The 10,412-nt window shown below is 64.2% G+C and carries 9 protein-coding genes; 2 read left to right on the top strand and 7 right to left on the bottom strand.

Annotated features, from left to right (window positions below; translation table 11 throughout):
* Window positions 1-533: 533 nt before the first annotated feature.
* The 4 genes from VGP39_RS25985 to galE form a co-directional block, all read right to left on the bottom strand.
* The gene (locus VGP39_RS25985; RefSeq protein WP_327570956.1) at window positions 534-1,880 is read right to left on the bottom strand and encodes a globin-coupled sensor protein; all 1,347 of its coding nucleotides are present in this window, start codon (window positions 1,878-1,880) and stop codon (window positions 534-536) included.
* Between the two features lie 243 nt (window positions 1,881-2,123).
* Complete coding sequence (locus tag VGP39_RS25980) at window positions 2,124-2,822, bottom strand: fumarylacetoacetate hydrolase family protein (RefSeq protein WP_327570955.1); 699 nt, start codon at window positions 2,820-2,822, stop codon at window positions 2,124-2,126.
* 48 nt (window positions 2,823-2,870) lie between these two features.
* The gene (locus VGP39_RS25975) at window positions 2,871-4,679 is read right to left on the bottom strand and encodes an ABC transporter ATP-binding protein (protein ID WP_327570954.1); all 1,809 of its coding nucleotides are present in this window, start codon (window positions 4,677-4,679) and stop codon (window positions 2,871-2,873) included.
* Between the two features lie 102 nt (window positions 4,680-4,781).
* Window positions 4,782-5,795 carry a UDP-glucose 4-epimerase GalE gene (galE, locus tag VGP39_RS25970; RefSeq protein WP_327570953.1) on the bottom strand — a complete coding sequence of 338 codons (1,014 nt, stop codon included), beginning with the start codon at window positions 5,793-5,795 and terminating at the stop codon, window positions 4,782-4,784.
* A 130-nt stretch (window positions 5,796-5,925) separates the two neighbouring features.
* Here galE and VGP39_RS25965 point away from each other — a divergent pair, with 130 nt between their 5' ends.
* On the top strand, window positions 5,926-6,972 hold the full coding sequence (locus VGP39_RS25965) for a glycosyltransferase family 4 protein (RefSeq protein WP_327570952.1): 1,047 nt from the start codon (window positions 5,926-5,928) through the stop codon (window positions 6,970-6,972).
* On the opposite strand, the gene VGP39_RS25960 is transcribed toward VGP39_RS25965, so the two are convergent.
* The 3 genes from VGP39_RS25960 to waaF form a co-directional block, all read right to left on the bottom strand.
* The gene (locus VGP39_RS25960; RefSeq protein ID WP_327570951.1) at window positions 6,954-7,478 is read right to left on the bottom strand and encodes an HAD family hydrolase; all 525 of its coding nucleotides are present in this window, start codon (window positions 7,476-7,478) and stop codon (window positions 6,954-6,956) included. The two genes, VGP39_RS25965 and VGP39_RS25960, sit on opposite strands and share 19 nt — an antisense overlap.
* Window positions 7,475-8,077 (bottom strand): D-sedoheptulose 7-phosphate isomerase, encoded by a 603-nt coding sequence (locus VGP39_RS25955; protein WP_327570950.1) that lies wholly within the window; start codon window positions 8,075-8,077, stop codon window positions 7,475-7,477. Before VGP39_RS25955 ends, VGP39_RS25960 begins: the two co-directional genes overlap by 4 nt.
* 78 nt (window positions 8,078-8,155) lie before the next feature.
* Window positions 8,156-9,226: a lipopolysaccharide heptosyltransferase II gene (gene waaF / locus VGP39_RS25950; protein ID WP_327570949.1), complete on the bottom strand. Its 1,071-nt coding sequence runs from the start codon at window positions 9,224-9,226 to the stop codon at window positions 8,156-8,158.
* 183 nt (window positions 9,227-9,409) lie between these two features.
* On the opposite strand from waaF, the gene rfaD reads away from it, so the two are divergent.
* A complete protein-coding gene (gene rfaD / locus VGP39_RS25945; protein WP_327570948.1) occupies window positions 9,410-10,390 on the top strand; it encodes an ADP-glyceromanno-heptose 6-epimerase in 981 nt (326 codons plus the stop codon).
* The last annotated feature ends 22 nt before the right edge of the window (window positions 10,391-10,412 follow it).

The raw sequence follows: 10,412 nt of genomic DNA, 5'->3' as shown, positions 1-10,412 counted from the left end.
CGAGAGCTGGCCGGACCGGGGCCCCGGAACGGTCGATGGCCTGGTTGGTGGAGCGCCGGGAGGCGCTGCGCCTAGCCTTGGGCGCGCGCGGTGCCTTGCCGCGCGAGGTGGGTACGTTAATCCCGCCTCTAGGGGTGCCCGCTGGTGCCCTGGCGCCTCCCGCCGCTCCACCCCCCTCGCTTGGGTTCGCGAGGGACTGGCAAACCTCGGACGCATTGCGCCGCGAGAACGAGAAAGTGTGGCTGTTTGAAATTTGAACAGGAATTTGAGACGAAGCGCCTTCTTAACCTCGCCCCGCTCTTTAGCGGGGAGAGGTCGACGCGCATCGTCAGATGCGCGGCGGGTGAGGGGCCAGGCACTGAGCAGCCAAATCGAAAACCTATCGGGTCGGAAGGCCTGCAACGGTCCTCCATGGTGTTCGAGTCACTGCCTCGCCCCTCACCCGAAGCCTTCGCTGCGCTACGGCTTCGACCTCTCCCCGCAAGAGCGGGGCGAGGTTAAGAAACGGCGCTACGCTGCTCCCGAAAGAGCCTCTACGCCGCAGCCGCGATCGACTTCAAGAACCCGTCGATCTCCGCCTGCAAACTCGTCGTCGAGTCCGACAATTGTTTTGCCGACGACAGCAGCTGGCTTGAGGCGGCGCCGGTCTGGTTGGCGCCGTGGCTGACTTCGGCGATGGTGCCGGCGACCTGCGAGGTGCCGGCCGCGGTGCGCTGGATGTTGCCGGAAATCTCCTGCGTGGCGGCGCCCTGTTCTTCGATCGCCGCCGAAATCGCGGTGGTGATCTCGGAAATCTTGCCGATGGTCGCCGAGATCATCTTGATCGAGCCGACCGCTTCCTGGGTTGCGGTCTGCATGCCCGCGATCTGGATGCCGATCTCGTCGGTGGCTTTCGCGGTCTGGGCAGCCAGCGCCTTTACCTCCTGGGCGACCACGGCAAATCCGCGTCCGGCTTCGCCGGCGCGCGCGGCCTCGATGGTGGCGTTGAGCGCCAGCAAATTGGTCTGCTCGGCGACCGAGGTGATCAGCTTGATCACGTCGCCGATGCGGTTGGCGGCCTGCGACAGCGCGTTGATGCGGGAATCGGTTTCATCGGCCTGACGCACGGCGCTGGCGGCGATCGAGTTGGATTCCTGAACCTGCTGGGAAATCTCCCGCACCGAAATCGCCAGCTCCTCGGTGGCGGAGGCCACCGACTGGACGTTGTTGGAGGCGTCCTCCGAAGCGTTGGCGACCACGGTGGCGAGCCGCGTGGTGTTGCCGGCGTTGTCGCTGAGCGCGCGCGCGGTGCCTTCCAACTCGCTCGAGGCTGACGACAGCGCGGTGATGATGGTGCGGAAGCGGTTGCTGGCTTCCGTGATGGCGTCCTTGCGCAGCTGGCGGTTGGAGCCGAAATAGGTGGCGACGATGGTCTCGGTGTCCATCATGTTGGCCTTGGCGATGGCGTTCAGCATCGCAGCCTTCCTGTCGCGTGCCGCCTGAGCTGCCTTGCCGAAGCGCGGCATCTGGACCTCGCCCTCGACCGCTTTCATCAATTGATCGGCGATGAACATCAGCCGGCAGCCGACATACCATTGCGGCGCCACGCCGGCGCGATGATTGAGTTCGCAAAACCGCGCCGCGGAGGACTGGTAATCGGCGCCGAAATTGCCGGAGGCGATCAGGTCCCAGTGCTGCAGCTGCAGGCGGATGGCTTCCTGCATCACCCCGTCCTTGAACACGCCGGATGCCGGGTCGGTATGCCGCACCTTGTCGTAGAACCGCGCCAGGATGCCGGGCAGGGTTTTGGCGAAAAACGGCCGCATCTCGCGCAAACTTGCCCGCATCGGCTCGTCGATCTGAAGCAGTTCGAGGCGGACGGCGTTCCAGTCGGGGGTCATAGGCGGCGGCTCCGGCGCAGGGCAGGTCCGCTCATTTAATGGAGTTATGGTTAACGGATTGCGAATTTGGCAGTGGGGGACCGGCGAATTGGTACGTGTCCCGGGCGCGATGCGGCATTCTTCATGCCGCTTCGCAGAACCGGGACCCGGTTACTTCCAGCAAGCAAGCTGGGCCCCGGCTCTGCAGCGCACCACGCCGCGAAGAGGCGGCGCGCTGCGCTGCGTCCGGGGCACGGAGAGTGTCTACTCCGGCTTCCCGATCGTCACCTTCAGCGTGCCGATGCCGTCGACGCCGCATTCGATCCTGTCGCCGGGCGAGAGCGCCGCGACACCGGCGGGCGTGCCGGTCATGATGATGTCGCCGGCGCCAAGCGAGACCTGCTGCGACAGCTGCCAGATGATTTCCGGCACGCTCCAGATCAGTTCGGTGAGGTCGCCCTTCTGCCGCTCGGTGCCGTTGACCGAGAGCCAGATCTTGCCCTTGGCCGGGTGGCCGATCTTCGAGGCCGGCTGCAATGCGCCGCAGGGCGCGGAATGGTCGAAGGATTTGCCGATCTCCCAGGGCCGTTCCTTCTTGCGCGACGCCTGCTGCAGGTCGCGGCGGGTAAGGTCGATGCCGACGCCGTAGCCCCAGACATGATCCAGCGCCTTGTCGGCCGCAATGTTGAGGCCGCCGCTTTTCATCGCGACGATCAGTTCGACCTCGTGATGCAGGTCCTTGGTCAGCGGCGGATAGGGAATGGTCGCGCCATCGGGCTCGACCATGTCGGCGTGCTTGGCGAAGAAGAACGGCGGCGCCCGCTCGTCATTGCCCATCTCGCGGATGTGCTCGAGATAATTGCGCCCGACGCACCAGATGCGGCGGACCGGAAAAGTGTTGCTATCGCCGGCAACAGCGATCGCAGCTTGCGGCGGGGCGGGAATGACGAACGAAGCGCTCATGAATTTTCTCGGTGTTGAGGGGGAGGGACGGTTGTTCGGTTAAATGCCTTAAGCCGTTGCGCTGATCGGTGCCAGCGTCGGCGGAGTAGCATCGCGATGCTGCAGGCGGAAGAACGAGGCGTAGCGCCCGCCGCGCCGCAGCAGATCGTCATGGCGGCCGCGCTCGACGATCTCGCCGCCTTCGACCACCAGAATGGCGTCGGCATGCATGATGGTGTGCAGGCGGTGGGCGATGACGATGGTGGTGCGGTTCTGGCAGAGGTGCTCGATGGCTTCCTGCACCTGCTTTTCAGATTCCGAATCCAGCGCGGCGGTGGCCTCGTCGAGCAGGATGACCGGCGCGTTCTTCACCAGTGCGCGGGCAATGGCGACGCGCTGGCGCTGGCCGCCCGACAGTTGCGTGCCGTGCTCGCCGACCGGGGTATCGTAGCCGAGCGGAAATCCCATGATGAAATCATGTGCGCAGGCGGCCTTCGCGGCAGAGACGATCTCGGCTTCCGTCGCGCCGACCTTGCCGAATGCGATGTTCTCGCGAATGGTGTCGCGGAACAGATAGACGTCCTGGCCGACATAGGCGGTCTGCTGCCGCAGCGAGCGGCGCGACACGCCCGAGATTGCCTGGCCGTCGATCACGACGTCGCCTTCGGTGACCTCGTAGAGCCGCAGCAGCAGCGCCAGCACCGTCGATTTTCCGCCGCCGGACGGACCGACAAGGGCGGTGACCTTGCCGGGCTCGGCCATGAAACTCATGCGGTTGAGCACCGGCTCGTTGGGCCGGTAGGCGAAGGTCACGTCGCGGAATTCGACCCGCGCGTCGCTCAGCTTGAGCGCCGGCTTGTCACCGTCGTCGGGCTCGGTAGCGGGACTGTCGACGATCTCCAGCAGTTTTCGCGCGCCGATCAGGCTGGAGTTCAGTTCGATGTTGAGCCGCGCCAGACGTTTTGCGGGCTCATAGGCCAGCAGGAACGCGGTCAGGAAGGAAAAGAACTGCCCGGGCGTTGCGCCCATCGCGACCACGCGGTAGCCGCCATACATCAATCCCGCCGCGATCGCAAAACCGCCCAGCGTCTCCATCAGCGGGCTCGCGCGGTTGGAGACGCGCGCCATCTTGTTGGCGTTGCGCTCGACCGCATCGATGCTGGCGCCGATGCGCCGGCGCATGGTCGCTTCCAGCGTGAACGCCTTGACGGTGCGGATGCCCTGCAGCGATTCCTGCATGGTCTCCATGATATCGGCGGTGCCGGTGAACTGATTATGCGCCAGTCCCTTGATGCGCTTCACCAGCTTGCGCAGCACCAGCATCGCCGGCGGCGCCACCAGGAAGCCGAGCAGCGCCATATACGGGTCCTGCATCAGCATCACGCAGACCAGCGCGATCAGCGACAGCACGTCGCGCCCGACTGCATTGATCAGCAGGTTGAGCACCTGCGTCACGGAATTGGCGCCGGCGGTGAGTCGCGCCAGAAACTCGGACGAATGCCGTTCCGAAAAGAAACCGACGCTTTCATTCATCAGCTTGGAGAACAGCCGGCGCTGGTTGTTGGCGAGGATGGCGTTGCTGATCTGGGACAGGATCACGGAATGACCATAGGTCGCCGCGCCCTTGAGCGTGAACACCGCAATCGTGATCAGCGACAGGATGGCGATGCCGCGCACGTTCTTGTCGACATAGGCCTGGTTGATGACTTCGCCGAGCAGATAGGCCGAGCCGGCCGTTGCCGCCGCCGAAACCGCCATCAGAAAAAACGCCAGCAGATAGCGCCGCCAATAGGCCGCGCCCTGTTCCATCACCAGGCGGCGGATCAGGATCGCCGCGCCATAGGGATCGTCGGTGATCTTGCGTGGAAGGTCGGTCATCCGCATTCCATGGACGGCGTCGGGCCACATTACCCGCGCGGCAGGGTTGCCCGCAATGGAGGGGATTTTCAAGCCAAATTAGGGGCTTGCGCCGAATGAGATTTAGGCTGAGGCGGCGTGCTGCAGGCCGCCATGGCGCTCGTGGAACAGCTTCTCTTCCCAGGCCAGCGCATGCGCCGCGATGGTTTCGAGATCGGCATATTGCGGCGTCCAGTCCAGCGTGCTGGCGATGCGCCTGGTGTCCGCGATCATGGTCATGATGTCGCCGGACCGCCGCGGCGCGGTCTGGACCGCGAAATTGCGTCCCGAGACGCGGCGCACGGCCTCGATGGTTTCCAGCACCGAGTAGCCGTGGCCATAGCCGCAATTCAGCGTGGTCGACGCGCCGCCATTGCGCAAATATGACAGCGCCGCGCGGTGCGCCTGCGCAAGATCGCTGACGTGGATGAAATCCCGCACGCAGCTTCCGTCCGGGGTCGGATAGTCGGTTCCGAACACGTCGATCTTGGCGCGCTGGCCGGTCGCGGCCTCGACCGCGATCTTCAACAAATGCGTGGCGCCGGCGGTGGCAAGCCCGATGCGCGCAAGCGGGTCTGCGCCTGCGACATTGAAATAGCGCAGCACGACATAGTTCATGCCATGCGCGGCGGCGACATCGTGCAGCATGATCTCGGTCATCAATTTCGATGAACCATAGGGCGACAACGGCCGCGTCGGCGCATCCTCCGTCACCGGCATCCGCTCCGGATCGCCGTATACGGCCGCGGTCGATGAGAAGATAAAGCGGTTGACTCCGCATTTCACCGCCGCGTTGAGCAGGCTGCGCGTGGTCATGGTGTTGTTGCGGTAATAGGCGAGGGGATCGCGCATCGAGTCCGGCACCACCACCGAGCCCGCGAAGTGGACAATGCTCTCGACGCCATGCGCCGCGATCACGCCCTCGACCAGGTTCTCGTCGCCGGCATCGCCGATGAACAGCGGCACGCCTTCGGGCAGCGACGTGGAAAAACCGGTCGACAGATTGTCGATCACGACGACACTTTCCCCGGCTTCCGCCAGTGCCAGAACCATGTGGCTTCCGATATAGCCTGCGCCGCCGGTGACAAGCACGGTCATGAGATCACCTATCCCTGAAGGTTACGGGACGAGGCTATCCGGCTCAGGGTGAAGAGGGGGTTTCGGCGCGCGCCAACTGGCCACTATGCTTAATGTTGCGTATAGGGACTTACGCGAAACGGAGTTTTAGGTGGCCATCGACGCTCAAGCCGCGCGCCAATTGCAGCTGATCGTGCCAAATCTGCACAGGCGCTATTCCGGCGTGACCGCGACCAATCGCATGGTGGCGCCGAGGCTCGCAGAACGCTTTCGCGCGGCGTGGCTCGGTTCGGATGCACCGGATGGCATCGCGCGCATGGACGCCGCGGACCTTTTGAAATGTTGGCGCCGCCGCACGCCGTTGATCTGGCACGCGCGGCGCAACAACGAGATGATCGTCGGCGTGCTATTGAAAGCACTCGGCTGGCCCTTAAAACTGGTGTTCACCTCGGCGGCGCAGCGGCGCCATAGCTGGCTTACGCGGTGGCTGATCCGCCGGATGGACGCCGTCATCGCCACCAGCGACCTCTCGGCGTCGTATCTCAAGCGGGAAGCCACCATCGTTCCGCATGGCATCGATACCGACCGTTACGCGCCGCCTGAGGATCGCGCGGCAGCGTTCGCCGAAGCCGGGTTGCCGGGACGCTATGCGATCGGCTGCTTCGGCCGCGTCCGCGCGCAAAAAGGATGCGATGTGTTCGTAGACGCGATGTGCCGGCTGCTGCCTCGCTATCCGGATTTTAGCGCGGTGATCGTCGGCGCCATCACCGGCGAGCAGGCCGCATTCGCCAACGGCCTGAAAAAGCGGATCGAGGCCGCCGGCCTGACTTCGCGTGTCGTCATAACCGGCGAGTTGCCGATCGAGGAACTACCGCGTTGGTACCGGCGGCTGACGATCTACGCCTTCACCTCGCGCAACGAGGGTTTTGGCCTGACACTGCTCGAGGCGATGTCGTCAGGCGCGGCGCTGGTGGCGTCGCGCGCAGGTGCTGCCGAGCTCCTCGTCGAGGACGCCGTCACTGGCGTGCTGACGCCGCCGGGCGATGTCGATGCGCTGGTGGCGGCGCTGGAACCGTTGTTGCGCGATTCGACTTCCGCGGCGGCGATGGGCGCGCGGGCGAGAGCGCGCGTCGTTGAAAAGTTCAGCCTGGACGCGGAGGCAAACAACATCGCCGAGGTTTATCGCACGCTGCTCTGACCCATCACGTTGGCGACAAACGCATCGAGATCGCCGCCGGCAAACAAGAACCCCGGCAAGCCCGCAGCTTGCGCCGCCTCGATGTCCGTTTCCCGGTCGCCGATGACAAAACTGCCGTCGCGACGCACCGGCCAGTGTTGCATCAGATCGAGGATCATGCCGGGGGCCGGCTTGCGCCAATGATGGTCTTGCAGATAGCCCGCGACCGTGCCGTCGGGATGATGCGGGCAGTAGCGGATATCGTCGATGTGAGCGCCTTGCACCGTGAGTTCGGCAAGCATCCAGTCATGCAGCACGCGCAGGTGATCTTCGGTGAAGAAGCCGCGCGCGACGCCGGATTGGTTGGTGAACAGGAAGACAAAATATCCGGCATCGTTCAACCGTCGGATCGCCTTCGCCGCATTCGGCATCCAGCGAATCCGGTCCTGCGTGCCCATAAAGCCGTCGTCGTAATTGAGGACGCCGTCGCGGTCGAGGAAGGCGGCGGGTTTTGGCGCGCCGCTCATTTTTTCGAAGGCTCGCGCATCATTGTCTGCTCGATCTCGTCGCAGATGCCATGCGCTACGGCGAGATGGATTTGCTGGACCACCGGCGTATCGGCGCTGGGTGCGACCAGCAGGTAATCGCATAGCGCGTGCAAATTCTCGCCCTTGATGCCGGTGAACCCCACGGTGACAAGCCCACGCTCGCGCGCCAGGCGAAGCGCCGCCAGAATATTCGGCGATTTGCCGGAGGTGGATAACGCCATCAACACGTCGCCGCGTTGGCCCAGGCCCTCGACCTGGTGCGCGAAGACCTGCTCGAAACCGTAATCGTTGGCGATGGAGGTCAGCGCCGACGTGTCGGTGGTCAGCGCAAGCGCGGAGTATCCGGGCCGGTCCTGCTTGTAGCGGCCGATGATTTCGGCCGCGATATGCTGGGCATCGGCGGCGCTGCCGCCATTGCCGATGATCAGCAGTTTGTTGCCGGAACGAAGGGCCGCGATGATAACAGCCGCGGTTTTGCGCGCGACATCGAGAAACGCCGCATCGCTCGTCGCGCGCTGCAGTGCTGCGAGCGAGCCTTCAAGGTGGGCTGCGATCAGGTCTTTTGAATCCTTGCTCAAAATACACCATGGGAGTTGCAAGATGCAGCTTTGGTAATGACCGCAACACCGCTGTGCAAGCGGGACGCCGCGGCGATGTTAATGGCCAACGCCGGCTGCCGTACCGGCCAGCACCTGCTCTGCGATGGCAGCCACGTCGGACGCAGCAATGGTCCGCATGCAGGCGTGGTCGTTCATGGTGCAAATCGTCCGCTGACAAGGCTCGCAAGGCGGCGGTGTCCTGGTTTGAACCGTCGCCGCAAGACCATTCAGGGGTGCCCAGAGATAAGGACTGGTGGGGCCAAAAATACCCATGGTCGGCGTGCCGATGGCGGCCGCGATATGCATCAGGCCGGAATCGTTGGAAATCGCCACGCCGGCCGCGGCCATCGCCAGAATGCCGTTGCGCAGGTCGGTGCCGGTGAGGTCGCGGACGGCGGGTCCGCCGGCGGCGACGATTTCGGCGGCAAAAGCCTTTTCACCGGGGCCGCCGACCACCCAGACACCAAAACCCCGTTCCGTCAGAAGGCGCGCGGCCTGCGCATAATAGGGCCAGCGCTTGGAGGCGCCGACCGATCCCGGCGCAAGCGCCACCGCAGGGTTGGTTCCGAGCGCGTTGGCCTGCCGCCAGCGGCTGATATCTTCCGCTGGCACTCGCAATTGCGGCACCGGCCATTCCGCCGGCAATGGGGCGCCATCCGGCAGCGCCAGCGACGCATTCTTGTCGATGAAGCGGGGCAGGGTCCTTTCGCCCCAGCGCAAGCGGTTGAGCAGGCCGAACCGGACTTCGCCGAAAAATCCCACCCGTTCCGGGATACCAGCCAAAGCAGGTGCGATGGCGGACTTCCAGGTGCCCGGCAGGACCAGCGCGGTGCCGTAGTTCCGCTCCCGCAAGTGCGCCGCCAAGCCCCGCTGCCTGGCGAGCGCCAGCCGGCCGCGGGGGAGGTCCCAGACGATCCCGGCGCGGACGCCGGGCATGTAATCGGCCAGCGGGGCGCACAGGGACGTGGTCAGCAGATCGACCGGACGGTTCGGCCAGCGCTGCTTGAGGACCCTCACCACCGTATGGCCCCGCACAAAGTCGCCAATCCACATATAGGGTACGATCAGGATCGGGCGGGTGTCGCCCGCGTCCTCCACTATACCCTGATATAACGAATTCGAATTCATATTTTGAGTCGAGTTTGCTGCCCTGGATTTGGCCTTGTCGGTATCTGCTCCACGCAGGGAGGTAAAGTCACTCCGTCGGCGCGAAAATGCGTTTCGGGTCCTTCACCTAACCGGTCCGTCCAAGTTGCCTGCCGGGCGGGACTGGGGCAAAGCTGGCGGCGCTTGATCAAGGGCAGGGATGTCATGTTGCTGGTGAGCGGGGGCGCCGGTTTTATCGGATCGAATGTCGTGGCCGCGCTGAATGATGCGGGTCGTAGCGACGTGGCGGTCTGCGACGTGCTCGGTCATGACGGCAAATGGCGCAATCTGGCCAAGCGGCAGCTTGCCGACATCGTGCCGCCCGCCGAACTGATGGATTGGCTGAAGGGCCGCCGGCTCGACGCCGTCATCCATCTCGGGGCGATCTCGGAGACGACGGCGACCGACGCCGATCTGGTGATCGAGACGAATTTTCGCCTGTCGATGCGGCTGCTCGACTGGTGCACCGCCAGTGCAACGCCTTTCATCTACGCCTCGTCGGCGGCGACCTATGGCGATGGCGCGCAGGGATTTTCCGACGACCAATCCATCGATGCGCTGAAGACGCTGCGGCCGATGAATCTATACGGCTGGAGCAAGCATCTGTTCGACATAGCCGTCGCCGAACGTGCGGCCAGAGGTGAAAAACTGCCGCCGCAATGGGCGGGCCTGAAGTTTTTCAACGTGTTCGGCCCCAACGAATATCACAAGGGCGCGATGATGAGCGTGCTGGCGCGGCGTTTCGACGACGTCAAGGCGAGGCGCCCGGTGCAGTTGTTCAAGTCGCATCGTGAAGGGATCGCCGATGGCGACCAGCGGCGCGATTTCATCTATGTCGACGATGCGGTGCGGGTCGTGATGTGGCTGCTGGCTACACCATCGGTCAGCGGCCTGTTCAACGTCGGAACCGGCACCGCGCGCAGTTTCCGGGACTTGATACTGGCGGCCTATGCGGCGCTCGCTGCAAAACCCGACATCGAATATGTCGATATGCCTGAGGCTATTCGCGGCAGCTACCAGTACTTCACCCAAAGCGACGTCGATCGGCTGCAGCGCGCCGGCTATAATGGCGGCTTCACACCGCTGGAAAATTCCGTCGAAACTTACGTCAAGGGGTTCCTCGACCAGCCCGATCGTTTTCGCTGACCGTACAAGAGATAGCCGGTTC

The organism is Bradyrhizobium sp. (assembly GCF_036009065.1).
Lineage (GTDB): Bacteria > Pseudomonadota > Alphaproteobacteria > Rhizobiales > Xanthobacteraceae > Bradyrhizobium.
The sequence above is the reverse complement of the archived record's forward strand: the minus strand, read 5'-3'. Positions and strand labels throughout refer to the sequence as shown.

What these genes read in the sequence shown, in the direction of transcription:
- VGP39_RS25985 (WP_327570956.1), bottom strand. Translation starts at nt 1,880, where the DNA reads ATGACCCCCGACTGGAACGCCGTCCGCCTCGAACTGCTTCAGATCGAC.
- VGP39_RS25980 (WP_327570955.1), bottom strand. Translation starts at nt 2,822, where the DNA reads ATGAGCGCTTCGTTCGTCATTCCCGCCCCGCCGCAAGCTGCGATCGCT.
- VGP39_RS25975 (WP_327570954.1), bottom strand. Translation starts at nt 4,679, where the DNA reads ATGACCGACCTTCCACGCAAGATCACCGACGATCCCTATGGCGCGGCG.
- galE (WP_327570953.1), bottom strand. Translation starts at nt 5,795, where the DNA reads ATGACCGTGCTTGTCACCGGCGGCGCAGGCTATATCGGAAGCCACATG.
- VGP39_RS25960 (WP_327570951.1), bottom strand. Translation starts at nt 7,478, where the DNA reads ATGAGCGGCGCGCCAAAACCCGCCGCCTTCCTCGACCGCGACGGCGTC.
- waaF (WP_327570949.1), bottom strand. Translation starts at nt 9,226, where the DNA reads ATGAATTCGAATTCGTTATATCAGGGTATAGTGGAGGACGCGGGCGAC.
- rfaD (WP_327570948.1), top strand. Translation starts at nt 9,410, where the DNA reads ATGTTGCTGGTGAGCGGGGGCGCCGGTTTTATCGGATCGAATGTCGTG.